The following is a 23,952-nucleotide window of genomic DNA, read 5'->3' on the forward strand; positions in this document are numbered from 1 at the left end:
GGGAGACGGTCATGTCTCTCGTCTACGCCGACTGCTACGACCCGACCGGGCTCCGCTACGGCATCCCCGCCTACCCCTACCGCCTCGCCCCGAAGGGCCTGGCCACCCGCCGCCAGCTGCGTGCCCGGGGCTTACGTCCGGGCGGGCAGCCGATCGCCGCGCAGCTCATGCGGGTCAACCGGCGGGCTGGCGGCCACCAGGTCGCCTATCTCTACCGCATCGACTTGGCCAAGCCCGTCCGGCCGATGACCTCCCGCAAGTGGGGCGCGCTCGCGCTGGCGATGCTCGCCCGCCGCACCTGCCCCCGCTGCCGGCTCGATGTCGGCTACTGCATCCCCCGCTCCTACGGGATCTGCGGCATGTGCATCGCCGTCGAGGAACAGCGCGCCGCCTGAACATCCGTCACCTCGTGAGGAGTTGCTCTGTGAGCACCCCGACCAGCGTCGTTGCCGGTAAGGCCGTCGGCTTCCACTACATCCTGACCGTCCAGACCGCCGCCGGCGACGTGCTGACCGTCTCCTCGGTCGCCACCTTCGACCCCGCGCACTTCTCCCGCTCGATGGCCTACCAGGAGATCCGGGCCGTCGCCGCGAACGAGCTGGGTCACGACCGGTTCAGCGTCCTGTTCTTCTCGCTCGCCCCCGACCAGTTCTGACCCGCACAGCACCCCACCCCATCCCTTTTCTCCCTAGGAGATCTGCTGTGTCCAGCCGTACCCGTACCCGTGTGCGCACCCAGAAGGTGACCGCCGGGGCCACCATCGTCCGCATCCCGCGCCAGCGTGGCCGTTCGGCTCAGCCGTTCGTGGTCGTCGTGCCCGAACACCCCTCCCTGACCCGTGAGGCGCTGGCCGCGGTGGGCGGTCTGCTGTGGCGCTTCCGCCGCGCGCTGGCCCCCACCGCCCTCGCCCTGCTCGCGTTCGTCGTCACCGCGCTCCTGCACGCCATCGCCTGGTGGTCGGGCCTGCTGCTCGCCCCCGCCGCCGCGGCCCCGGCGCTGTGGCTGGCGTTCATGCAGCGCCGCCGCCCCGCGAGCGGCTCCGTCCTCTTCTGGCGCGCCGGCCTGGCCCTGCTCGCTACAAGCGCCGCCGGGTGGGCGGCCCTGGCCGCCGGGTTCGGGCCGCTGGCGGGCCCGCTGGAGCTGGTCTGGCTGCTCACCTGGATCACCGCGCAGAGCGCCTGGCTCATCGTCCGCCGCACCCACTGACCCGAGGAGACCCTGATGGCACAGAACACCAACGGGCAGCGCGCACGAGCCCCCCGTCCCAACCCCGCCAACAACCGCAACGGCAACGGGCCCAAGCCGAACAAGTTCGCCAACGCCGGGGCCGGCGTGGGGGCCGCTGCCGGCAGCTTCGTGGGCGCGATGGGCAGCTCGTTCGTTCCGCCGATCAACGTCACCGTCAACAACAACAAGAGCATGGCCCGCGCAGGCGGCGGTGGCCGGCCGCACGCCGAAGCCCTGCTGCCCGCACCGGAGTTCACCTCCCCGGCGCAGGTGCGGAACTACTGCAACAGCCTGCGCGCCGCGGCCGTCGCGATGTCCATCGAGGTCTCGATGGGCGCGGAGATCCTCAAGGGCGTACTGGCCGCGGTCCCTGACCCCGAGGGGCGGGCGTTCGGTTCCCGGATCCGGGCGCAGAAGGTGGCGCGCAAGATGCAGCGCTCCGCCGACGCGTTGCGGGATGCGGCGAAGAATGCCGCGGCTACCTACGCCGTCTTCCAGCAGCAGTACGAGGAAGAGATCAACCGCGTCCGTCACCGCGCCCGCAAGCCGCAGACCCCGGTCATCAACTGGGCCCAGCAGTAAGGAGGATCAGCCATGATCGAGCGGAACACCGCAGAACAGCAGCACGAGGACCAGCTCCGGGGCGCCTCCGACGCCGGCGGGGTCGGCAGGTACCTGCTCCACCGCGCCAAGCCCCACCTTCCCCCGTGGCTCGGCATCGGCGGCGTGGGCCTGGCCGGAGTCCTGGGACACGCGCGGTGGGGCGAGAGCGCCGCGGCCGGCGTGGGCCTGACCCTCGCGTCCGTCGCCCTCACCGGGACCACGTGGCTGATAGGCAAGTCGACCAGCCAGCAGCGCCGCCTCCACTCCGCCATCACCGTCGCCACCGGCTCCGCCTGGCTGACCGCGGCGTGCCTCGCGGGCCCGACGGCGGGCCCGATCGATGACCTCTACCTGATGGGCGGGCCGGCGCTCGCGTTGTCGTGGAACGTGCGGATGGTCATGCGCCGCAACCCCGACGCGGTCACGGGTGAAGGCTCTGACAAGGGTCTGCTGGCGAAGGTCGGATTGGCGCGTGCGCAGATCGGGGCGGCGAAGGTGGAGCCGAACCGGGTCACCGCCTCGCTCGCGCTGGAGGCCGGTGAGCAGACCAACGACGACGTCACCAAGAGCCTCGCCCGCCTTGCCTCCGCCCTGGACCTGCCGCGCAACGCCGTGCGCTACATGCCTGACCCGGGCTCGGAGCGCCGCGGTGAGCTGGTCATCGTCCCGGAAGACATGCTGGCCCAGGTGGTGGAGTGGGAGGGCCCGTCGAACCTGGGGGGCTCGATCGCTGAGCCGCTGGTCATCGGCCGCTATGACGACGGCGCCGCGCTCCTGCTGTGGCTTCCCGGCGACCCGGAGAGCAAGCGGAACTCGACCCACGTTCTCATCGCCGGCGGCACCGGTTCCGGCAAGGGCGACACCGCCCTGAACGTCCAGACGGAGATCCTCTCCCGCCACGACGTGATCCTGTGGCTGTCGGACCCGAAGTCTTTCCAGGACTTCCGGCCTCTGCTGCCCGGCATCGACTGGGCCGTCGAGGGTGGCACCGGTACCGAGGTCATGGTGGAAGCCCTCAAGGCCGCCATTCCCGCCCGCACCGCGTGGCTCGGCTCCCACCGCTACCGGCAGTGGGTACCCGAGTGCGCGCAGGTGCAGGACAGCACGGAGCACACCTGCCGCCCGGACGGCCGCGCGTGCGGCTGCGCGGGGATGCCGTTCCTGGTCGCGTGGATGGAAGAGGCCGCCAACACGCTGCGCGCACTCGGGGACGACGTGTTCACCGGCATCGCGCAGGAAGCCCGGTCCGCCGGTATCTCCCTGGTCGTCTCCCTCCAACGCCCCTCCTACGACCAGATGTCCACCAGTACCCGCGCGTCCCTGCCGTCCGTGATCGCACTGGGCTGCGACCCGCGCGACGAGGGATTCTCCCTGCCGGACACGGTCATCGACGCCGGCGCCCACCCGGGGGCGTGGGGCAACCGGCGCCCCGGCTACTGCTATGTCGTGTCGCCCGGCATCGACGAGTCCCGCTACCCCTCCCCGGGCCGCACCCGCGCGTTCAGCCACCGCTCCGTCTCGCTCATGGAAGTCCTGGCTTCGTGGGCGCAGCGCAACGGCGCCACCGCCGATCCCATCACCGCCGGCGCGGCCCGCGGCGTCGCCGGACGCCTCTACACCGGCCGGACCACCGGCAACGACGACCCGGCGGCGGACCCGTCCGAGACGGAGGAGGAAGAGGAGATGCAGTTCGGGCTGTTCGTGGACCCCGAGGACGCCGACATCGACCCCGAGACCGACCTCCCCGCGCTGGAGGACGGCGACGACGTGCCGCTGTTCGGCCAGGAGTCCGGACACAAGCCGTCGCCGGAGGAGGCCCGTCGGCTGTTCGCCGCGGCGCTCGCGCAGTTCGAGGAAGAGGGCCGCATGGTCGTGGGTCCGAAGGACTTCACCGACTGGTGCGACGCGCACCACCTGTCTCGCCCGTGGGTGTCTGCACGGCTCAAGGAAGCCGCCATGGATGGCCGGCTGGAGCCGACCAGCCAGACCGGCCGGTGGCGCATCGTCCCCGCCCTGACGCCCGCCTGACGCCTGACACCGTCACGGCCTCCTGACACCCAAACCCCTAGGCACACGCGGTGTCACGCACTCCTGACACCACCCCGTGACACCCCCTGACACCCGCGCCTGACACCCGCACCCCCGCGAGCCCGCGCCACCTACCGGCGCCCGCCCGCGGCCCCATCCCAGGGAGATCTGATGCCGCATCGCGACCCGCCGGGGATCCTCGCCCCGCACATCCCCGCCGACGCCTACCGCCGCGCCGAAGCCACCGGCGCCCCGGTCGTCATCGTCGTCCACACCCCCGCATCGGCCGGACGCTCGGCCCGCACCTACCTGGTCCCGATCGCCGTCGCCACCGCCGCGGCCATCGGCATCTTCGGACTCGTGGCCGCGTTCCTCGCCCTCCTGGACTTTGCCGTCCACACCGCCGTCTCCGTCGCCGCCGCGGCCGGACCCGTCAGCGTCGGCGGGATCACCCTCAAGCTCAGCGGCTCCAAGAAGTAACCCGACGAAGGAGAGATCAGCATGTCGTTCGGAGAGACCCCGATCACCGTCATCGGCAACCTCACCTCGGACCCGGAACTGAAGTTCACCGACGGCGGCGCCGCACTCGCGAAGTTCACGATTGCGGCCACCCCGCGTACCTACGACAAGGACTCCGGGCAGTGGAAGGACGGCACGGCCACGTTCTTCCGCTGCGCCGCCTGGCGCTCCCTCGCCGAGCACATCGCCGACAGCCTGGGCAAGGGCTCGCGCGTGGTGGCGTTCGGCCGGATCCGCCAGCACAACTGGCAGACCCCGGAGGGTGAGAACCGCTCGATGCTCGCCCTGGAGATCGACGACATCGGCGCCTCGATGCGTTTCACCACCGTCGGTATCAACGCCAAGCGCTCCGCGCAGTCCGGCCCGTCCAGCGACGACCCGTGGAACACCGCCACCCCCGCCGCCGGCGGGGGCAAGTCGGACGCCGAGCCCCCGTTCTAGCTACGCCAAGGGCGGCCCCCACCTCACGCCAATGAACGCGGGGCCGCCCTTGTCCACCAGACCCTCAACAGACCTGTGGAGGTCTCCAGCATGACGCAACGGACCGACATCCGGCGAGCGCGCGCCTTACGGCCCGCTTCTCTCCACGTGGGGGTGGTCGCGTGAGCGAGCCCCTGACGGTGGATCTGGCGAACCTGCCCCTGCTCGCCTCCGCCCTGCTCTCCGCGGAGCGCGACTGGCCCGTCATCCCCCTGCACCCGCACACCAAACGGGCCGCCGGACACCCCGAACGCTCCTGCCCCTGCACCGGGCGCTGCGCGAACGGGCACCGCACCCCGGAACAGCGCGCCACCACCGACCCCGACCTGATCCACGCCGCATGGACCCACCGCCCCTACAACGTGGGCATCGCGACGGGACCGGCCGGCCTGCTCGTCATCGACCTCGACCTGCCGAAGGAGGAAGAGCCGAAAGGAGCGCCTGACGGCGCCACATCCTTGGCAGCGCTCTGCGAGCGCGCCGGCGAGACGATCCCCACCACCTACCAGGTGCGGACCCCCAGCGGAGGACAACATCTGTACTTCACCGCCCCTACCGGGCTGCGGTTGAAGTCCAGCGTGAACCGGCTGGGGAAGCACATCGACACCCGCGGCTGGGGTGGCTACGTCATCGCCCCAGGCAGCACCACCCCGGACGGCATTTACGAGGTCATCGAGGCGGCCCCCGTCGCCCCGCTCCCCGGCTGGCTCGCGATGCTTCTGACCGATGCGCCGAAGCCCGCCGCCCCGCCCGCCATCACGCCCGCACGGGACGGCACACGGGCCGCCAAAACCGCCCTGGACCGGGAATGCGCGGTCATCCAGGCAGCGACCGAGGGCGGTGCGGACGGCCGGAACAGCACGCTGCACCGCAGCGCGTGCAAGGTGGCCCGGTTCGTCGCCTGGGGAGACATCGCCCGGCACACGGTCGAAGAAGCAATCCAGGCGGCGGGGGAGTCCACGGGACTGCCGGCTGCCGAGTGCCGCACCACGATCCGCAGCGCCATGGACTGGATCCTCGCCCACGCCACCCCGCGGCAGGCGACGGCATGAGCACCCCCGACTCCCCCCTCCTGGATTGCCTCACCCCGACCGCCAACACCTGCCAGCACGCCGACCAGACCACACCCCGACCGGCGGTGGTGCGGGCGAAGGACGACGCCGAAGGCGTCCTTTCAGCCCTTTGCCCCAACCTGCTGCACGACGACGGGCGCCGGCCCATCGCCTGGCTGCACGTCATCGCCCCCTACGGCGCCACACCCACCGCCACCTCCAAGTGCGTGTGCGGCAGGGACTGCCGCGCCGTCGGCAAAGCCCGCGTGCTGGCCCTGGTCAAGGACCACACCGCCCACCGCAAGCAGTGCCCCAACCGCACTCCCCAGGAAGGGAGGAATGCCGCATGACCCGACCCAACCAGCCCGCGCCGTCCATCGACGGGGCCGCCATGCTGGACGAGATCGAAGCCTTCCACCGACGCTTCAACGCCTTCCCCACCGAAGCCGCCTACGTCGCCGTCGTGCTCTGGAACGCCCACACACACCTGCTGGACGCGTTCGAGTCCACACCCCGGCTGGCATTCCTCTCGCCGGAACCGGGATCGGGCAAGACCCGCGGGCTGGAGATCTGCGGCACGCTCGTTCCGCACCCGATGGTGGCTGTCAACGCCTCCCCTGCCGCCCTCTTCCGCGCCGTATCCGGCATGGAATCCGGACGACCCACGATCCTCTTCGACGAGATCGACACCGTATTCGGGCCCAAGGCCAAGGACAACGAGGAACTACGCGGTCTGCTCAACGCCGGCCACCGCCGAACCGGCGTCTCCTACCGGTGCGTCGGAGACGGCGGCCAACAGACCGTCCAAGCCTTCCCTTCCTACGCCGCCGTCGCCGTGGCAGGGCTCGGCTGGCTCCCCGACACGATCCTCACTCGCTCAGTCATCATCCGCATGCGCCGACGAGCCCCCAACGAGCACGTCGAAGCCTTCCGCAGCCGGATCCACGAACCGGAAGGCCACGCGCTGCGCGACCGTATAGCCGCATGGGCGGACGCCGTACGAACTGATCTGGAAGGCGCCTACCCAGAGATGCCCGACGGCGTCTCCGACCGGCCCGCCGACGTGTGGGAACCCCTGCTCGCCATCGCCGATGCCGCAGGCGGCGACTGGCCCCGGCGCGCCCGGGAAGCGTGCGTGGAACTGGTCGCCGCGGCCACCGCCGGAGACAAGGCGTCCTTGGGAATCCGGCTCCTGACAGATCTGCGCGACGTGGTGTTCAACGGCGCCGACCGCATGCCCACGGCCCAGATCCTCGCCGCCCTCAACGCCATGGACGAAGCCCCGTGGGCCGACATGGGCGGCAAGCCACTCGACTCCCGGCAACTGGCCAAACGTCTTGGCGAGTACGTCACCGCCGACAACGCCCCGATCAAAGCCCGGAACATCCGCACCGGCGCCGGGGTGGTCAAGGGCTACTACGCCGCCGATCTCCACGACGCATGGCGGCGCTACTGCCCTATGCCGACGGAATCCGCTACACCCGCGACAGACACCGAGTAGACCCCGCCTGACCAGCAGCAACGGCGTAGCGGCTGTTACCCATGACAACCGCTACGCCCGCGCTACACCTCATCGCGCGCCGCTACACACACCGGTCCTGTAGCGGCCCCATCCGCTACAGGATCCGCCACCGCTACGCCAAAAACATGCTCTGACCTGCGACGTAGCAACAGTGGCGGATGTAGCGGACCTGCGGGAGAGGCCCCTCCCACCATCCTTCCCTCCTTCTGTCCCAAGGAGATCCCGGCATGGCTACCCCTTCCCGTCGGCGCCGCTCCTCCATAGATGAGTGGCTGCCACTGACTGACGTACTCGAAGAGATCGGCATCACCCGCGCCACCTGGTACCGCTGGCGCAATCGCGGGCTCGGACCCGAGGCGAAGCTCACGCCGACCGGTCGCGTGCGCGTGCGCCGCAGTGTCCTGGACGCCTTTCTCGAAGAACTGGATGCTGCGTGACTGAGTGGAGCTACACCGTAAAGATCTGGGCCATCCGCAAGCGCGACTACCGGAAGCCCTACCAACTCCGTTGGAAGGTGGGCACGCGCCCGCACTCGGAGTCGTTCCTCACGTCCGGCCTGGCGGAGAGTCGTCGGGCCCAGCTCATCACCGCGGCCCGCGAGGGTGAGCCATTCGACGTGGACAGCGGACTGCCCAAGTCCCTGGTCGCCAAGGAGCGGGACATCTCGTGGTACGAGCACGCCCGCAACTACATCGAGATGAAGTGGGACGGCTCCCCCGCCTCCACACGACGGACCCTCGCTGAAGCCATGGCCACCGTGACCCCGACGCTGGTGAAGGACACCAAGGGCATGCCGGACGCCAGGGTCGTACGCACCGCCCTCTATAGCTGGGCGTTCAACAAGAACCGTTGGGAGGAAGACGTCCCGGCCGACATTGCGAAAGCGCTGGACTGGTTCAAGCGGAAGTCGCTGCCCACGTCTACTCTCTCCGACCGCCTGCTCGTACGGAGCGCCCTAACCGCCCTCTCCAAGAAGCTGGACGGCAAGACCGCGGCGGCAGGAACGATCCGGCGGAAGCGAGCGATCTTCCACAACTCCCTGGAGTACGCGGTGGAGGCCGATCTCCTCACCGAGAATCCGCTCACCCGCATCAAATGGAAGGCGCCAGAGCAGGTAGAAGAAGAGTTCGACCCTGCCTGCGTGCCGGACCCCGAGCAGGCTGCCAAGCTCTTGGGCGCCGTGCGGGACCAGAGCCCCCGTGGGCGCCGTCTGGTCGCGTTCTTCGGCTGCATGTACTACGCCGCGGCGCGGCCGGCGGAAGTCATCGGCCTACGGCTCCAGGACTGCGACCTACCGCGCCGGGGGTGGGGCATGCTGCGGCTCAGGGAGACGCGGCCCCGGTCGGGCTCCGCCTGGACAGACAGCGGGGAGGCTCACGACAGGCGGGGGCTGAAGCACCGCTCGCGGAAGGCGGTCCGCCCCGTCCCGATCCCGCCTGAGCTGGTCGCCCTGCTGCGGTGGCACGTCACCGCCTACGGCACGGCGCCCGACGGCCGACTGTTCCAGACCCAGCGCGGTGGGCTGATCCAGGACACCGGTTACGGCGAAGTCTGGGCCGAAGCCCGGTCGCGCGCCCTGACACCCCCGCAGCAGGAATCCCCATTGGCCAAGCGACCGTATGACCTTCGTCATACCGCGGTCTCCACATGGCTCAGCTCTGGCGTGGAACCTCAGCTCGTGGCCAAGCGTGCCGGGCACAGCGTGGCCGTCCTCTTCCGGGTGTATGCCAAGTTCCTCAGTGACGGAGACGACGCCGCCAACGCCAAGATCTCCGCCCGTCTGGGGCGGCACGGCTGAGGGGTCGGAAATCCCGTCCACGGCCCGTCCACACACTCCGAGACGGGGCGTTCGAATGCGAGACAGTGCGAGACAGCGCGACCTTCGGGAGAGCGCATGACAAATGCCCCGTGACCTGCGTAGAGGGCAGGTCACGGGGCCTTTGTTCCCGTGTGGCGGCGCCAGGATTCGAACCTGGGAAGGCTGAGCCGGCAGATTTACAGTCTGCTCCCTTTGGCCGCTCGGGCACACCGCCGGGGTTGCTGCCCTGAGGACCGCTTTTCGGCGGTGCTCCCTGGCAACGACGTAAACGATACCCGATGCTCGGGGGTGCTTCGCCACCCGATTGATCTGCGCTTGGAGGGGAGGGGGTGGCTAGGCTTATGCGGATGCGGCCGGGGACCTACGCCGGGCTCGACGGCCGCCCCTACGCACCCCGATACAAGGAGCCACAGGACATGGCCGACTCCAGTTTCGACATCGTCTCGAAGGTCGAGCGGCAGGAGGTCGACAACGCCCTCAACCAGGCCGCCAAGGAGATCTCGCAGCGCTACGACTTCAAGAACGTGGGCGCCTCCATCTCCTGGTCCGGCGAGAAGATCCTGATGGAGGCGAACTCCGAGGAGCGGGTCAAGGCCATCCTCGATGTGTTCGAGACCAAGCTGGTCAAGCGCGGTATCTCGCTGAAGGCGCTGGACGCGGGCGAGCCCCAGCTCTCCGGCAAGGAGTACAAGATCTTCGCGTCCATCGAGGAGGGCATCTCCCAGGAGAACGCGAAGAAGGTGGCGAAGATCATTCGCGACGAGGGCCCGAAGGGCGTGAAGGCGCAGGTGCAGGGCGACGAGCTGCGCGTCAGCTCGAAGAGCCGTGACGACCTGCAGGCCGTGCAGGCACTGCTCAAGGGCAAGGACTTCGACTTCGCGCTGCAGTACGTGAACTACCGGTAGGCATCGGCCTCCGACCGGCTTCGGCCGGTGGTTCATTGCGCGTACAAGGAAAGTTGCGCGTACGAGGAAGGGTGGGCCCCCGGGGGTGCCCACCCTTCTCGCCTGCTGGCTGCGGCCTCGGGGCGTGCGCTCAACGGCGCGAGTCGCCGAACAGGATGCGGTAGAGGATGAGCAGAACGAGCGAGCCGCCGATTGCGGCGGCCCACGTGGCGCCGTCGTAGAACTGCTTGGCGATCGGGTGGTCCAGCCAGCGCGCGGAGATCCAGCCGCCGATGAAGGCGCCCGCGATGCCGATGACGGTCGTTCCGATGAAGCCGCCCGGGTCGCGGCCCGGCAGCAGGAATTTGGCGATGGCTCCGGCCAACAGTCCCAGAATGATCCAGCTGATGATGCCCATGCCCTGAACCTGCCTCTCCGCGCTGTGCTTGTGCTGTGATCCTGCTCCGGACCTGCTGTCTCATGCCTTCGAGTTCGAGCAGCCGGTGGTCGTGCTGGTGTTCGTGGCGCGTTGTCGGGAAAGACGCCTCGTCGGCGGCGGTCGGTTGCAGCAATCAGTAGGGTGCCGCCCATGGCACACTCCGGATCCGAGTTGCGGCGCACCCTGGGCGTCGGGGACGCCGTGGTCATCGGGCTCGGATCGATGGTGGGTGCCGGGATCTTCGCGGCGTTGGGCCCCGCCGCACGGGCGGCCGGGTCCGGTCTGCTCCTCGGGCTCGCGATCGCGGCCGTGGTCGCGTACTGCAACGCGATGTCCTCGGCACGGCTGGCCGCTCTGTATCCCGCCTCCGGTGGCACCTATGTGTACGGGCGTGAGCGTCTCGGCGCCTTCTGGGGGTATCTGGCGGGCTGGTCGTTCATCGTCGGGAAGACGGCCTCCTGTGCGGCGATGGCGCTCACCGTGGGCGCGTACGTCTGGCCGGGGCAGGCGCACGCGGTGGCGGTCGGAGCCGTGGTGGCCCTCACCGCGGTGAACTACGGCGGCATGCACAAGTCCGCCCGGCTGACCCGGGTGATCGTTTCGGTGGTCCTCGCGGTCCTCGCTTCCGTGGTGGTCGTGTGTCTCGGATCGGACGCCTCCGAAGCGGGGCGGCTGGACGTCGGGGTCTCCAGTGGCGCGGGCGGGGTGCTCCAGGCGGCGGGGCTGCTGTTCTTCGCGTTCGCCGGATACGCGCGGATCGCGACGCTCGGTGAGGAGGTACGGGATCCGTCGCGCACCATTCCGCGCGCGATCCCGACGGCTCTGGGTATCGCGCTCGTGGTGTACGCGGCGGTCGCGGTGGCGGTCCTTTCGGTGCTGGGGCCGGAGGGGCTCGGGCGCGCCTCGGCGCCGCTGGCCGACGCGGTGCGGACGGCCGGTGTGCCGGGGCTGGTGCCGGTGGTACGGGTGGGTGCGGCCGTGGCCGCTCTCGGCTCGCTCCTCGCCCTGATCCTGGGCGTCTCACGGACGACGCTGGCCATGGCCCGCGACGGTCATCTGCCGGGCGCCCTGGCCGACGTACATCCGCGTTTCCAGGTGCCGCACCGGGCGGAGCTGGCCGTGGGCGCGGTGGCCGCCGCGCTGGCCGCGACGGTGGACGTGCGGGGCGCGATCGGGTTCTCCTCCTTCGGTGTACTGGCGTACTACGCCGTGGCCAACGCGTCGGCGTGGACCCTGAGCACCGCCCCGGCGGCGCGGCTGGTGCCGGTGGTGGGACTCGTCGGGTGCGTGACCCTGGCGTTCGCGCTTCCGGCGCTTTCCGTGGTCGTGGGCGCGGCCGTGCTGGGGGTGGGGGTAGCGGCGTACCGCGTGAGGGGGTGGCGGCGTACCGCGTGACGGGGTGGGTGGCGTACGGCGTGACGGGGTGGGCGGCCTCGCGGTAACCGCCGGCGGGGCGGGGCGTCCCGACGGCGGGACGGGGCGTCGGTGGCGGGCAGGTCGCTACGAAGCCTGTGCAGCCGCCGTGCGTATGCGGAAGTCGGGCCAAGGGGCCAAGTCCGTGTCGTCGTTGGACTCCTCGTACCAGCCGGAGCCCTCCAGCCAGGTGTCCAGCCACGCCTCTAGGTCGGGTGCGTCCACGTACCAGGCGTGGTCGGCCTCGTCGGCGTTCGGCTCGAAGAGCAGGACCGTGCCCCGGGGGCTGCGGCAGTCCACGCACGCGTACATCCCGCAGCCCCAGTGGGATATCGGCAGGACGCCCTCCGGCCAGGGCCAGTCGGGGTCCTGTCGGCCGCTCTCCCGGTGGGCGAGGTACTGCGGGACGGCGGCGGGCTCGCCGGACGGGGAGCCGTCGAGCAGCGGCAACAGGCCGTACTCCGGACCAAAGCCGCCGTCCCCTATCTGTAGGTAGAGCGCGGCGAGCAGTGGCGGCAGGGTGAAGCCCAGGACGGCTTCGGCGCGGGTGACCGTCGTCGCGTCCACGGGGTCGGGAAGCGAAGGCCAGCCCCACGGGCGGGTGTTGCGGGCCTCCGTACCGACCCGTGCCAGCAACTGCTCGATTTCGGTCATGGCTTCATGATGCAGCGCGCCACTGACAATCGGGCGGCCTGTGGATAACCCATCAGGCGATGCGTACGTCGACGCCGTTCGCGGTGAGGAAGTGGAGCAGTTCCTCGAAAGTCGGGGGTCTGCGGTCGCGGCACGGTGTCACGCCGAGGCAGGTACGGGCGACGTCCGCGTCGTGCCAGACGAGAGTGAAGGGCGGCTCGGCGCCGTAGCCGCCTCGCAGGCAGTCGGCGACGGCGTTCAGGTCGTGGCCGAAGTAGCCGCCGGGGCCGTTCACCGCCTCGCCCAGCGCGCAGTGGAAGGCCGGCGCGTCGGTGACGTGGCGGCCGTCGAGGTGGTAGGTGGAGCCTGGCTCCGGGTCGGGCCCGTACGGGTTCGTTCCTTCCCGTGCCCGGTCGAGCCAGAACTCGCGCCCCTGCGAGCTGCATCGGGCCCAACTGTTCGGCTCGGACTGGCGTTCGTGCCACCACACGTCCCAGGCCTCGCGGGCTGCTCTGGGAAGCCGCCGCGACCAGGGGTCGAGCGTGAGATCGACCAGGCCCCGGCCGTGCGCGGAGGGGATCCAGGCGATGATCTCGCCTTCGAGTACGGAGCCGACCGTCCGGCCGACCCAGTTGAGGCGCAGCACGCGGGCGTGCCCCAGGTCCTCGTCGCCCGCTTCGAGCGCGTCGCGCAGGGATCCGCGCGGGGCGCAGCCGAGCAGGCGCACCGGCGGGTCGGCCGGTTCGAGGAATTCGCCCGGGACCTGGCCGAGGTCCCTGCAGTGGCCCCACGGCTCGCCGTCCGCGCCCAGCAGTCGGTATCCCGCGGAGGGCAACGGCCGTTGGGGGTGTTCGGCCTGGGTGTCCGGGACCGCCGACGCCTCGACGGTGATGTCGCGCAGCGTCGGGTCGAGCGCGCACGGGCGGTCGCCGAGGACCCGTGCGTACTCCAGTGGCCATTCCTCCCCGACCGGGGTGTGCGTGGCGTCGAGGGTCCGCATCATTAGACCGCCCAACGGAGCGGAGCCCGTGGTGCGGGCCCTCTCCACGGCCCCGGCCAGCTCGCCCCGGGGTGCGCAGCCCAGCAGGTCGTACCGGACGCGCGGGGAAGGGAGCGGATCGGCGTAGAGCTCGTCAGTGGCGTCCTTGCACAGGGCCCATATCGACTCGCCGACGCCCCTGTTGCTGTACGCCGCCACGGCGTACTTCGGATTCTGCACCCCCGCGCCGCCCCGTCAGCGCGTGGCGAACGGCTCGTCCGTGCGGACGCTTTCGCGGCCCAGCGGGAGCAACGAGACCTGGATGAGTTTGAAGTTGGCGATGCCGAACGGGATCGTCTCGGAACGTTCCCGATCACGCCACAAGGCCGCTGCGGTTCCGCCTGAACGCCTGGCGAGCTGATACTTGTCTTGGCAGGCAGTGGCGACGGAGAAACCTGGAGAGGTGCCGATCATGAAGCTGTTCAGCTTCCTACTGAACGTCCTGTGGTTCGTCTTCTGTGGCATCTGGATGGCGCTCGCGTACACGCTGGCGGCGCTGGTGTGCTTCATCTTGATCGTCACCATCCCGTTCGGCATCGCTTCGCTGCGTATCGCGGGCTACGTCCTGTGGCCGTTCGGCCGAACCACTGTAGAGCGCCCGGACGCCGGCGCGCCGTCGTTCATCGGCAACGTGATCTGGGTGATCTTCGCGGGGTGGTGGCTGGCTCTGGGGCACCTGATCACCAGCATCCCGCTGTTCCTGTCGATCATTGGCATCCCGTTCGGGTGGGCCAACTTGAAGCTCATCCCCGTCTCGTTGATGCCGCTGGGCCGTGAGGTGGTTCCGACCGATCAGAGGTTCGGTGGCCGCTGACCTTGGCACGCGCCACACCGAAGCCCCGGGAGCGAAGGGCCTGCCTTGCGCGCCTCTCCTAGATGTCGCCGCCTAACGCCCCCCCGGGGGAGGAATCGCATCCTGAGCAGCGCCGCCGCATCACTGCGGAACGCTCCCACGACGCAGTGCCGCAGCGTCGTCACGGTGTGATCGGCCGCGGAGCGGCCGGGGTGCCCGGCCGGCAAAGACAGCGAGGATGCGACGGTTCGCTTCCCTCGATCGGATGACCCGCCCCGAACGTGTGGTGGTGTCCCGTACGGGCGTGTACGTACGGTGATCGTGAAGCTGACCGTGCAGGTGAAACTGCTGCCCACACCCGTGCGGGCGACGGCACTTGAGGCGACTCTGCACGCGTGCAACGAGGCCGCCACCTGGGCCGGGCAGGTCACCTTCGAGAAGGACGTGAAGCGCAACTTCGCGCTGCGCGAGCACGTGTACGACGAGATCAGGGCCCGGTGGGGGCTGAGGCGCAGGCCGCCCAGCACGTGATCAGAAAGACGTGCGACGCGTACGCCACGCTGAAGGCCAACCTGAAGGCCGGGAACCTGGGCAGGCCGGGCTCGAAGCGCTACCGCCGGGCCACGCAGAAACCGATCGCCTTCCGGCCACAGGGCGCGCAGCCCTACGACGACCGCATGCTGTCCTGGCGGATTGCCGAGCAGCGGATCTCGATCTGGACGGTGGCGGGCCGGGTCAGGGACGTGGCGTTCACCGTCGCCCCGGAGCAGCTGGCCACGCTGACCCTGTACCGCAAGGGCGAGTCCGATCTCGTGTGCCTGGACGGCATGTGGTTCCTGCTGGCGACCTGCGAGGTACCCGAAGCACCCTTGAACCCGACTCCGGTGGACTTCCTCGGGACCGACCTGGGCATCGTGAACATCGCCACCACCTCGGACGGCAAGATCATGGCCGGACGCCAGCTCAACCGCACGCGGCTGCGGGAGCGGAAGCTGCGCACCGAACTGCAGAAGAAGAACACCCCGTCCGCCAAACGCCGCGCCAAGAAGCGGCGGTGCAAGGAAGCCCGGCGGGCGAGGGACATCAACCACAAGATCACGAAACATGTGGTGGCCGAGGCCGGGGGGTACCTCCCACGTCCTTTAGGCAGTGGGAGAGCACCGGTCGCGGAATCGCCCTGGAAGACCTGACGGGCACCGTGAACGGGTACGGCTTCGCAGGCCCCAACGGGCCACCCACTCCAGCTGGACCTTCCACCAGCTGGGGCAGTTCATCGCGTACAAGGTCCGCCGAGCGGGAGTGCCGGTGGTGTACGTCGATCCGGCGGGCACCTCCCGCACCTGCGCCGAGTGCGGACACATCGACCAGGCGAACCGGGTCTCGCAGGCCTGGTTCGCATGCCGGTTCTGCGGATTCGTTGATCACGCGGACCGGAACCGCTCCCACAACATCCGTGCCCGCGCGTGGGAGTTATGGCGACGCGGGGCCGAGTCAACAGCCCCTGCCCCACCCCCGCACCGGCGGAGTGGGACTGGACGCAAACCCAGCGTCACCGCCAGTGATGCCCGTTGTGCAAGCCCGGGACTTCAGTCCCGGTGCAGTTGACGATTGTCTTCATTGCTGGCGACCTGCCATCTGCTCGAGCCGGGCAATGCGCTCCGCCATCGGCGGGTGCGTGGAGAACATCTTCGACATTCCCTGACCCGGGCGGAAGGGGTTGGCGATCATCATGTGGCTCGCGGTCTCGATGCGCGGCTCGGGGGGCAGCGGCAGTTGTTTGGTGCCGGCGTCGAGCTTGCGCAGGGCACTGGCAAGGGCGAGGGGGTCGCCGGTGAGCTGGGCGCCGGACGCGTCCGCCTCGTACTCCCTGGAGCGGCTGATGGCCAGCTGGATGAGGGAAGCGGCGAGCGGACCCAGGATCATGATCAGCAGCATGCCGAGGATGCCGGGGCCCTCGTCGTCGTTCGAACGGCCGATCGGGATCAGCCAGGCGAAATTCACCAAGAACATGATCACGGAGGCAAGGGCGCCCGCGACCGACGAGATCAGGATGTCGCGGTTGTAGACATGGCTGAGCTCGTGGCCGATGACACCGCGCAGCTCGCGCTCGTCCAGGATGCGCAGGATTCCCTCGGTGCAGCACACCGCCGCGTTGCGCGGGTTGCGCCCCGTCGCGAACGCGTTCGGCGCTTCGGTCGGTGAGATGTACAGGCGCGGCATGGGCTGGCGGGCCTGGGTCGAGAGCTCCCGGACGATGCGATACAGGGCCGGGGCCTCGAATTCGCTCACCGGGCGTGCGCGCATCGCGCGTAGAGCCAGTTTGTCGCTGTTCCAGTACGCGTACGCGTTCGTCCCGATCGCGATGAACAGCGCGACGACGAGGCCTGTACGCCCGAAGAAGCTGCCGATGACGATGATGAGTGCGGACAGTCCCCCGAGGAGTACGGCGGTCCTGAGCCCATTGTGCCGGCGGTGCACGGTACGCCCTCCAAGTGGTGCGGCAGGGGAACCCTTTGCTTGCTGATACGTTGCTCCACTTTTCAGTGGAACCTCCCGCACTGGTCAACGCCAGGCGGGGAGCACTAGTTCCCTTGTGCGCGCGACAGCGCACGTGGACCGTCCGGGTGACGGTCCGAGTGACGACCTCAGAACAGGCCGGTCGCGGAGAAGCGCAGGACCAGCTGGGGTGCGCCGGAGAGGGCGATGCCCAGGACGGCCGTCAGGGCGATCGCGGCGGTCAGCGGGGCCGGGACGCGGTGCTTCTCGGGCTCCCCCTCGGGGGCCCGGAAGAGCAGGGTCGTCCACTGGAGGTAGTAGAAGAGCGCGATCACGACGTTGACGGCCATGACCACGGCCAGCCAGCCGAGCCCCGCGTCGACGGCCGCCGCGAAGACGGTGACCTTGGCGAAGAGCCCGATGATGCCCGGCGGCAGTCCAGCGAGGCAGAGCAGGAAGAAGCCGAGGATCAGCGCGGACAGGGGGCTCCTCGCGTACAGGCCCCGGTAGTCGCTGATGCGGTTCAGGGGGCTCGTACGGGCGACGAGGGCGGCGACGGCGAAGGCGCCGAGGTTCACCACCGCGTACATCAGGGCGTACGCGACGGTGGAGCCGATGGCCTTCTCGGCGTCCTTGGAGTAGGCGGCGGACGCGATCGGGACCAGGAGGTAGCCGGCCTGGCCGACGGAGGACCAAGCGAGCAGACGGACCGCGCTGTACGCGCGTGTGGCCTGCTGGCGCAGGGCGCCGACGTTGCCGACGGTCATGGTGAGGGCGGCCAGCGCGGCGAGCGCCGGGCCCCAGACGTTCCCGTACGAGGGGAGGGCGACGACGGTGACGAGGATCAGGCCGGAGAAGCCGACCGCCTTGCCGACGACCGACAAGTAGGCGGCGATCGGCAAAGGCGCCCCTACGTAGGTGTCGGGCACCCAGAAGTGGAAGGGCACGGCGGCCGTCTTGAAGGCGAAGCCGACAAGGGTGAGTACGACGCCCGCCTGGGCGAGAGTGTGGAACTGTCCGTCGACGTGCTGGATCTTGTCCGCGATCTGGGTCAGGTAGAGGCTGCCGGTCGTCGCGTAGACGAAGCTGACGCCCATGAGACTGACGGCGGTCGCGGTGACGGAGGACAGGAAGAACTTCAGGGCCGCCTCGGAGGACTTCTTGTCGCCGCGTTTGATGCCGACGAGCGCGAAGGCGGGCAGTGAGGCGACTTCGAGGGCGACGATGAGCGTCGCGAGGTCGCGGGAGGCGGGCAACAGGGCCGCGCCCGCAGCGGAGGAGAGCAACAGGAACCAGAACTCCCCTTCGGGGAGGTCTTTGTTGGCGTCCTTGAGGGCCGTGACCGACAGCAGTGCCGCCAGGAGCGCGCCGCCGAGGACCAGGAACTGGATGACGAGGGTGAAGCGGTCCGCCGTGTAGCTGCAGGCGTGCGCGTCGCCCGTCAGACAGAAGGTGGCGCGGTCGCCGTCCCGGAGGGGCAGCAGCATGAGCGCGGACACGGCGAGCCCCGCCACCGACACCCAGCCGAGTACCGCCTTCTTCTCCTCTCCGATGAAGAGGTCGGCGACGAGCACGACGAGTCCGACGACCGCGGCGAGGGTGGGCGGCGCGATCGCGAGCCAGTCGACGGACTGGACCAGGGAGCTCATCGGGTGCCTCCTGCGAGGAGCTGCTGAACGGCCGGGTCGGTCAGGCCGAGGAGGGCCTTGGGCCACAGACCGGCGACGACGGTGAGGGCGACGAGCGGCGTCCAGGCCGCGAACTCGTAGCTCTGGACGTCTGCGAGCTTCGGCGCCTCCTGCCCCGGGGTCTCGCCCATGCACACACGGCGCACGACGACGAGCATGTACGCGGCCGTGAGCAGCGTGCCGAAGGCGGCGATCGCCATGAACGTCAGATACGCGGGACGGTTGAGGTCGGCGGCGGGTTTGAACGCGCCGAACAGAGCCAGCATCTCGCCCCAGAATCCGGCGAGGCCCGGGAGCCCGAGCGAGGCGACGGCGGCGAAGGCGAGGAGTCCGCCGAGCCGCGGAGCCTTGCCGTAGAGCGCGGCGCCGGTCTCCTCGGCGAGGGTGTCGAGGTCGGTGGTGCCCGTGCGGTCCTTCAGCGCCCCGACGAGGAAGAAGAGGAGCCCGGTGATGAGACCGTGGGCGATGTTGGCGAACAGCGCGCCGTTCACGCCGGTCGGAGTCATCGTCGCGATGCCGAGCAGGACGAATCCCATGTGACCGACGGACGAGTACGCGATGAGCCGCTTGAGATCGCCCTTCGCGCCCTGTTTCGCGAGGGCCAGGCAGGCCAGGGATCCGTAGATGATCCCGACCACGGCGAAGGCGGCGAGGTAGGGGGCGAAGGTGTGCATCCCGCCCGGCGCGATCGGCAGCAGAATCCTGACGAAACCGTACGTACCCATCTTCAGTAGTACACCGGCCAGCAGGACCGAGCCGACGGTGGGCGCGGCGGTGTGGGCGTCCGGCAGCCAGCTGTGCAACGGCCACATCGGCGTCTTGACCGCGAGCCCGATTCCGATCGACAAAACGGCGATGACCTGCACGGATGTGCTCAGCGACCGGCCGTTGTCAGTGGCGAGTGCCACCATGTCGAATGTGCCCGCCTTGATTCCGATCAGGAGCAGGCCCAGCAGCATGACGACCGAACCGAGCAGTGTGAAGAGGATGAACTTCCAGGCCGCGGCCTGGCGCTGCGCACCGCCCCACCGGGCGATGAGGAAGTACATCGGGATGAGCACCATCTCGAACGCGAGGAAGAACAGCAGCAGATCGAGGACGGCGAAGGTCGCGAGGGTGCCGGACTCGAGGACGAGCAGCAGTGCGACGAAGGCCTTCGGGGTCGGCCCCGCCGGCATCTTGAAGTAGCTGTAGAGCGCGCAGAGGAAGGTCAGCAGCGCGGTCAGGACCAGAAGGGGGAGGGAAATGCCGTCGATGCCGAGGTGGATCCGCACGTCGAGTGCGGGGATCCAGCTGATGTCCGTCGTGGCCTGCATCTTCGACGGGTGGTCGTGGTCGAAGCCGAGCGCGAGGACGATCGCGGCGATGAGCACCACGCCGGTGACGATCACCCCGTGCCGCAGCACGGCCTGGTCCGGTGACTTCCCCTTCAGTCCGGGCGGCGCGGGCAGGAGAGCGGCGGCGGCCCCGATGAGCGGCCCGACGACGATCAACGCGAGAAGAATCTGCATCACGGATTCACTGATATCGATCACGCCTGCTCACGCTCCCGTGGCGACGAGGAGGGCGGCGACCACCAGGACGACGGTGCCGGCGAGCAGCGCGCTCACATAGGTCTGCACATTGCCGGTCTGCGCGCGCCGTACGGCGGCGCCGAGCAGGCGGGGTAGGGCGGCGGCACCGTGTACGTAGGTGTCGACGACCTCACGGTCGAGGAACCGGACGAGTGCGGCTCCGGCCTGGACGGGGCGGACGAACAGCACGTTGTACACGGCGTCGAGGTGGAATCCGACGGCCGCGTGCCGGTGCAGTGGGCCGAGCAGCAGCCGTCCGGGATCCGCCGGGTCGGGGGCGTAGGCCACGTCTCCGAACGCGGGTGCGTGGCTGGCGATCGCCTCCGCCTCGACCCGCGCGGGCTCGGCGTCGGGGTGGGCCGCGACCGCACCCATCGGCACGCGGGGAGCCAGCGCGGTGGTGTGCCGCCAGGCACCGTAGGTGACGATCCCGCCGACCAGGGCGAGCCCCGTGCCGAGGACGGAGGTGGTGAGGACCGGTGTCAGGTCGCGGCCGTCGAACCAGTCGGGCAGTGGGCCGTACGCGAGCCCGAAAGCGAGGGAAGGGACGGCGAGCACCCACAGCACGAAGGTCATGCTGCGCGGCTCCTTGCCGTGGTCGGGGGCTTCGACGCCCCGGCCGTGGAAGGCCAGCAGCCACAGCCGGGTCGCGTACGCGGCGGTGAGTACGGCGGTGACCAGACCGGCGACGAGGACGATCCAGCCCGCGGAGCCGGGGGCGTGCTCGGTGTGGCCGGTGGCGACGTGCTCAGCCGCGCCGAGGACGGCCTCCTTGGAGAAGAAGCCGCTGAAGGGCGGGATCGCGGCGAGCGCCAGGAGCGCCACGGTCATCGTCCAGTAGGCGTCGGGGACGCGGGATCGCAGGCCCGTCATGCGGGACATGACGGCCAGCGAATTGGTGCCGGAGGCGTGGATGATCACGCCGGCGGCGAGGAACAGCAGCGCCTTGAAGGCGCCGTGGGACAGGAGGTGGAAGACGGCGGCACCACGGTCGCCGACGGCGAGGGCGCCGGCCATGTATCCGAGCTGACCGATGGTCGAGTACGCGAGGACGCGCTTGATGTCGTCCTGGGCGAGTGCGGCGAGTGCCGAACCCGCCATCGTGACGGCGGCCATGACGGCGAGGACCACCATCGCGGCCGAGGAGGCCTGGAAGACGGGGAGGAGCCGGGCGACGAAATAGATACCGGCGGCGACCATCGTCGCCGCGTGGATCAGGGCGGAGACGGGTGTCGGGCCCGCCATCGCGTCGGGCAGCCAGGTGTGCAGCGGGAACAGCGCCGACTTGCCCGCCACGCCGGCGAGGAGCAGCAGGGCGATCAGCGTCGGATGGTGCAGTCCGCCGCTCGCGACGGTGCCGAGGACCGTGGTGATGCGGAAGGACCCGGCGTCGGTGCCCAGGGCGAACAGACCGATGAGGAAGGGGACGTCGCCGAGTTTGGTGACCAGGAAGGCCTTGATCGAGGCGGCGCGGGCCTCGGGGGTCTCCCAGTAGTGGCCGACCAGGAAGTACGAGCAGATACCCATGACCTCCCAGCCGACCAGGAGCACGATCAGGTCGCCGGAGTAGACGACGAGCAGCATCGCGGAGGTGAACAGGGAGACGAGAGCGGCGTAGGAGGGGTAGCGCGGGTCGTCGCGCAGGTAGCCCGTCGAGTAGATCTGCACGCAGGAGGCGACGACGCCGACGAGTACGGCGACGAGGGCGGCGAAGCCGTCGATGTGCAGGGCGAGTTCGATCGGGACCGAGCCGGTGGGCGTCAGTTCGGTGGCCGCGTTGATGGCTTGGCCGCCGCCCTGGCGCACGGCGACCAGTACGGCGAGGACGAGCGAGGTGAGGGACGGGAGTACCGCGAGGGGGCGGACGTAGCCGGGCGCCGTGCGGCCGAGGAGGAGTCCGGCCGCGGCGCCCAGGAACGGAAGGAGGGGGACGAGGACGGCGAGGGTGGTCGTGGTCACGCGGTGGCCTCAGCCTTCTCGTCTCCCGTGACGGGGGCTTCTTCGGTGCCGTCGCCGTGGGAGCCGTCCGGGGCGGGGCCCTCGGCGGTGTCGCGGAGCTTGTCGATGTCCGAGGTGCCGCGGCCCCGGTAGACGGCGAGGACGATCGCCAGGCCGATGCCGATCTCGGCGGCCGCGATGGCGATGGTGAACAGGGTCAGGGCCTGGCCGGAGTGGAGCGTGTCGCGGGCGGTCCTGGAGAGCCAGACGTCGAAGGCGACGAGGTTCAGGTTGACGGCGTTGAGCATGAGCTCGACGGACATCAGGACCAGGATCGCGTTGCGGCGCGCGAGGACTCCGTACAGGCCCGTGCAGAAGAGGAGGGCGGAGAGCACGGCGGGATAGGCGAGGTGCATCAGCGGGTCCCTTCCTTCTCGCTCCGGCGGCTCTGGGCACCCGCGGGGGTGGCCCCGTCCGCCGTGGTGGTGGCGTCAGCCTTCGCCTTGCGGGAGAGGACGATCGCGCCGACCAGTGCGGCGAGGAGAAGGACGGAAAGGGCCTCGAAGGGGAGGACCCAGTTCTGGAAGAGGCTCGCTCCGGTGACCTCGGTGGAGCCGGCGGCGGGGCCCTTCAGGTCGACCCAAGTGGTGCGGAAGGCGTCCACGACCACCCAGACGAGGGCGGCGGCCGCGGCGACGGCCACGGTGAGGGCGGCCCAGCGATTGCCGGAGTCGGCGTCCGGGGAGCGGCCGATCGGCGCCTTGGTGAGCATCAGACCGAACAGAAGGAGGACGACGACGGAACCGACGTAGATGAGGACCTGCACCCAGGCGATGAACTCGGCCGTGAGCAGGAGGTACTCGACGGCGAGGCCGCCGAGCGTCATCACCAGCCACAGGGCGGCGTGCACCAGTTGCTTGGTGGTGACGGTGACGATCGCGGCGCCGAAGGTGACCAGGCCGACGAGGAGGAAGGCGATCTCGACGCCCGTCGGAGAGAGGAAGCCGTGGCTTTCGGCGGCGGTGGTCGTGGCCCGCGCCGCGGCGGCCGTGGCTGCTGCGAGGCTCACGACGCACCGTCCTGCGGGTCGGAGGGCTTGGAGGGCTCGGGCGTGCCTGAGGTCGTGCCTGTGGTCGTGTCTGTGACCGCGTCCGTGGTCGTGCCTGTGGTCGCGTCCGTGGTCGTGCCGCTGGCCGGGGGTTCGGGCTGGGCAGCCTGCTGGGCTGTCTGCGCCGCGAGTTCGGCTGCTGCGGCTGCCTCGGCGGCGAGCTTGTCGGCGGTTTTGCGGGCGGCGGCCAGTTCCTTCGGTTCCTCCGCGCCGGGGTCGAGGGCGGGCGGGGCCGGAACCGTCCACATCCACTCACGGAGCTTGTCGCGCTCGTGGGTGAGTTCGTGGATGTCGGTCTCCGCGTACTCGAACTCCGGGGACCAGAACAGCGCGTCGAAAGGACAGACCTCGATGCAGATACCGCAGTACATGCACAGGGAGAAGTCGATGGCGAAGCGGTCGAGGACGTTGCGGCTGCGTTCGCGGCCACCGGGGGCGGCCGCCGGGACCGTCTCCTTGTGGGAGTCGATGTAGATGCACCAGTCCGGGCACTCGCGGGCACACAGCATGCAGACCGTGCAGTTCTCCTCGAACAGGCCGATGACGCCGCGGGAGCGGGGCGGGAGTTCGGGCTGGGCGTCCGGGTACTGCGCGGTGACGGTCTTCTTCGTCATCGTGCGGAGGGTGACGGCCAGGCCCTTGGCGAGTCCGGAGCCAGGAATGCGGGGACGGGTGGGCGGGAGAGGCTCAGCCATGG

At 69.9% G+C, this 23,952-nt stretch carries 25 protein-coding genes, 1 tRNA gene and 2 pseudogenes; 16 read left to right on the forward strand and 12 right to left on the reverse strand.

All coding sequences use genetic code 11. The annotated features are described in order from the left end of the window. Positions 1–11 precede the first annotated feature (11 nt). From ACZ7M2_RS11865 to ACZ7M2_RS11920, 12 genes are all read left to right on the forward strand, one after another. Positions 12–395 carry an RRQRL motif-containing zinc-binding protein gene (locus ACZ7M2_RS11865; protein WP_471595080.1) on the forward strand — a complete coding sequence of 128 codons (384 nt, stop codon included), beginning with the start codon at positions 12–14 and terminating at the stop codon, positions 393–395. Between the two features lie 29 nt (positions 396–424). Further along, on the forward strand, positions 425–655 hold the full coding sequence (locus ACZ7M2_RS11870; RefSeq protein ID WP_471595081.1) for a hypothetical protein: 231 nt from the start codon (positions 425–427) through the stop codon (positions 653–655). A 47-nt stretch (positions 656–702) separates the two neighbouring features. Then, complete coding sequence (locus ACZ7M2_RS11875) at positions 703–1,206, forward strand: hypothetical protein (RefSeq protein ID WP_471595082.1); 504 nt, start codon at positions 703–705, stop codon at positions 1,204–1,206. 15 nt (positions 1,207–1,221) lie between these two features. Next, entirely contained in the window at positions 1,222–1,809 is a 588-nt protein-coding gene (gene traA, locus ACZ7M2_RS11880; RefSeq protein ID WP_471595083.1) for a plasmid transfer protein TraA, read from the forward strand. A 12-nt stretch (positions 1,810–1,821) separates the two neighbouring features. Next, entirely contained in the window at positions 1,822–3,858 is a 2,037-nt protein-coding gene (gene traB, locus ACZ7M2_RS11885; protein WP_471595084.1) for a plasmid transfer protein TraB, read from the forward strand. A 171-nt stretch (positions 3,859–4,029) separates the two neighbouring features. After that, positions 4,030–4,338 (forward strand): hypothetical protein, encoded by a 309-nt coding sequence (locus ACZ7M2_RS11890; RefSeq protein ID WP_471595085.1) that lies wholly within the window; start codon positions 4,030–4,032, stop codon positions 4,336–4,338. A gap of 21 nt (positions 4,339–4,359) precedes the next feature. Continuing rightward, entirely contained in the window at positions 4,360–4,818 is a 459-nt protein-coding gene (gene ssb, locus ACZ7M2_RS11895; RefSeq protein WP_471595086.1) for a single-stranded DNA-binding protein, read from the forward strand. Positions 4,819–4,979: 161 nt separating this feature from the next. After that, the gene (locus ACZ7M2_RS11900; RefSeq protein ID WP_471595087.1) at positions 4,980–5,909 is read left to right on the forward strand and encodes a bifunctional DNA primase/polymerase; all 930 of its coding nucleotides are present in this window, start codon (positions 4,980–4,982) and stop codon (positions 5,907–5,909) included. Continuing rightward, the gene (locus ACZ7M2_RS11905; protein WP_471595088.1) at positions 5,906–6,259 is read left to right on the forward strand and encodes a hypothetical protein; all 354 of its coding nucleotides are present in this window, start codon (positions 5,906–5,908) and stop codon (positions 6,257–6,259) included. The genes ACZ7M2_RS11900 and ACZ7M2_RS11905 overlap by 4 nt, the downstream gene beginning before the upstream one ends. Continuing rightward, complete coding sequence (locus ACZ7M2_RS11910; protein WP_471595089.1) at positions 6,256–7,410, forward strand: DUF3631 domain-containing protein; 1,155 nt, start codon at positions 6,256–6,258, stop codon at positions 7,408–7,410. The genes ACZ7M2_RS11905 and ACZ7M2_RS11910 overlap by 4 nt, the downstream gene beginning before the upstream one ends. Positions 7,411–7,658: 248 nt before the next feature. Next, complete coding sequence (locus ACZ7M2_RS11915; protein WP_471595090.1) at positions 7,659–7,868, forward strand: helix-turn-helix transcriptional regulator; 210 nt, start codon at positions 7,659–7,661, stop codon at positions 7,866–7,868. Next, positions 7,865–9,229, forward strand: a complete 1,365-nt coding sequence (locus tag ACZ7M2_RS11920) for a tyrosine-type recombinase/integrase (RefSeq protein ID WP_471595091.1) — start codon at positions 7,865–7,867, stop codon at positions 9,227–9,229. Before ACZ7M2_RS11915 ends, ACZ7M2_RS11920 begins: the two co-directional genes overlap by 4 nt. 153 nt (positions 9,230–9,382) lie before the next feature. On the opposite strand, the gene ACZ7M2_RS11925 is transcribed toward ACZ7M2_RS11920, so the two are convergent. Continuing rightward, positions 9,383–9,464: transfer RNA gene (locus ACZ7M2_RS11925), tRNA-Tyr, on the reverse strand. Between the two features lie 202 nt (positions 9,465–9,666). On the opposite strand from ACZ7M2_RS11925, the gene ACZ7M2_RS11930 reads away from it, so the two are divergent. Next, complete coding sequence (locus tag ACZ7M2_RS11930) at positions 9,667–10,155, forward strand: YajQ family cyclic di-GMP-binding protein (protein WP_101403673.1); 489 nt, start codon at positions 9,667–9,669, stop codon at positions 10,153–10,155. A 130-nt stretch (positions 10,156–10,285) separates the two neighbouring features. On the opposite strand, the gene ACZ7M2_RS11935 is transcribed toward ACZ7M2_RS11930, so the two are convergent. After that, positions 10,286–10,552 (reverse strand): GlsB/YeaQ/YmgE family stress response membrane protein, encoded by a 267-nt coding sequence (locus ACZ7M2_RS11935; RefSeq protein ID WP_054228314.1) that lies wholly within the window; start codon positions 10,550–10,552, stop codon positions 10,286–10,288. Between the two features lie 171 nt (positions 10,553–10,723). On the opposite strand from ACZ7M2_RS11935, the gene ACZ7M2_RS11940 reads away from it, so the two are divergent. Further along, positions 10,724–11,968: an APC family permease gene (locus ACZ7M2_RS11940; RefSeq protein ID WP_471595092.1), complete on the forward strand. Its 1,245-nt coding sequence runs from the start codon at positions 10,724–10,726 to the stop codon at positions 11,966–11,968. Between the two features lie 105 nt (positions 11,969–12,073). On the opposite strand, the gene ACZ7M2_RS11945 is transcribed toward ACZ7M2_RS11940, so the two are convergent. The 3 genes and pseudogenes from ACZ7M2_RS11945 to ACZ7M2_RS11955 form a co-directional block, all read right to left on the reverse strand. After that, positions 12,074–12,640, reverse strand: coding sequence for an SMI1/KNR4 family protein (locus ACZ7M2_RS11945; RefSeq protein WP_352046390.1), 567 nt, complete (start codon positions 12,638–12,640; stop codon positions 12,074–12,076). 52 nt (positions 12,641–12,692) lie between these two features. Beyond that, entirely contained in the window at positions 12,693–13,838 is a 1,146-nt protein-coding gene (locus ACZ7M2_RS11950) for a barstar family protein (RefSeq protein ID WP_471595093.1), read from the reverse strand. Positions 13,839–13,853: 15 nt separating this feature from the next. Beyond that, a pseudogene (locus tag ACZ7M2_RS11955) lies at positions 13,854–13,952 on the reverse strand (YccF domain-containing protein); the annotation flags it as partial. A 118-nt stretch (positions 13,953–14,070) separates the two neighbouring features. Between ACZ7M2_RS11955 and ACZ7M2_RS11960 the strand changes: the two are divergent. Continuing rightward, positions 14,071–14,472 (forward strand): YccF domain-containing protein, encoded by a 402-nt coding sequence (locus ACZ7M2_RS11960; protein ID WP_352046388.1) that lies wholly within the window; start codon positions 14,071–14,073, stop codon positions 14,470–14,472. Positions 14,473–14,772: 300 nt separating this feature from the next. Next, positions 14,773–16,056 (forward strand): annotated as a pseudogene (locus tag ACZ7M2_RS11965) (RNA-guided endonuclease InsQ/TnpB family protein). Positions 16,057–16,065: 9 nt separating this feature from the next. Here ACZ7M2_RS11965 and htpX read toward each other — a convergent pair. From htpX to ACZ7M2_RS12000, 7 genes are all read right to left on the reverse strand, one after another. Beyond that, the gene (gene htpX / locus ACZ7M2_RS11970) at positions 16,066–16,929 is read right to left on the reverse strand and encodes a zinc metalloprotease HtpX (RefSeq protein ID WP_095853138.1); all 864 of its coding nucleotides are present in this window, start codon (positions 16,927–16,929) and stop codon (positions 16,066–16,068) included. A 167-nt stretch (positions 16,930–17,096) separates the two neighbouring features. After that, entirely contained in the window at positions 17,097–18,596 is a 1,500-nt protein-coding gene (locus tag ACZ7M2_RS11975; protein WP_471595094.1) for an NADH-quinone oxidoreductase subunit N, read from the reverse strand. Then, complete coding sequence (locus tag ACZ7M2_RS11980) at positions 18,593–20,170, reverse strand: NADH-quinone oxidoreductase subunit M (protein ID WP_471595095.1); 1,578 nt, start codon at positions 20,168–20,170, stop codon at positions 18,593–18,595. The genes ACZ7M2_RS11975 and ACZ7M2_RS11980 overlap by 4 nt, the downstream gene beginning before the upstream one ends. A gap of 6 nt (positions 20,171–20,176) precedes the next feature. Further along, the gene (locus tag ACZ7M2_RS11985) at positions 20,177–22,168 is read right to left on the reverse strand and encodes an NADH-quinone oxidoreductase subunit 5 family protein (protein WP_471595096.1); all 1,992 of its coding nucleotides are present in this window, start codon (positions 22,166–22,168) and stop codon (positions 20,177–20,179) included. After that, the gene (nuoK, locus tag ACZ7M2_RS11990) at positions 22,165–22,563 is read right to left on the reverse strand and encodes an NADH-quinone oxidoreductase subunit NuoK (RefSeq protein WP_054228323.1); all 399 of its coding nucleotides are present in this window, start codon (positions 22,561–22,563) and stop codon (positions 22,165–22,167) included. Before nuoK ends, ACZ7M2_RS11985 begins: the two co-directional genes overlap by 4 nt. Next, on the reverse strand, positions 22,563–23,216 hold the full coding sequence (locus tag ACZ7M2_RS11995) for an NADH-quinone oxidoreductase subunit J family protein (protein ID WP_352046384.1): 654 nt from the start codon (positions 23,214–23,216) through the stop codon (positions 22,563–22,565). The genes nuoK and ACZ7M2_RS11995 overlap by 1 nt, the downstream gene beginning before the upstream one ends. Beyond that, positions 23,213–23,950, reverse strand: a complete 738-nt coding sequence (locus ACZ7M2_RS12000) for a NuoI/complex I 23 kDa subunit family protein (RefSeq protein ID WP_471595097.1) — start codon at positions 23,948–23,950, stop codon at positions 23,213–23,215. The genes ACZ7M2_RS11995 and ACZ7M2_RS12000 overlap by 4 nt, the downstream gene beginning before the upstream one ends. Positions 23,951–23,952: the final 2 nt, after the last annotated feature.

Source organism: Streptomyces sp. NPDC111507, assembly GCF_055638955.1.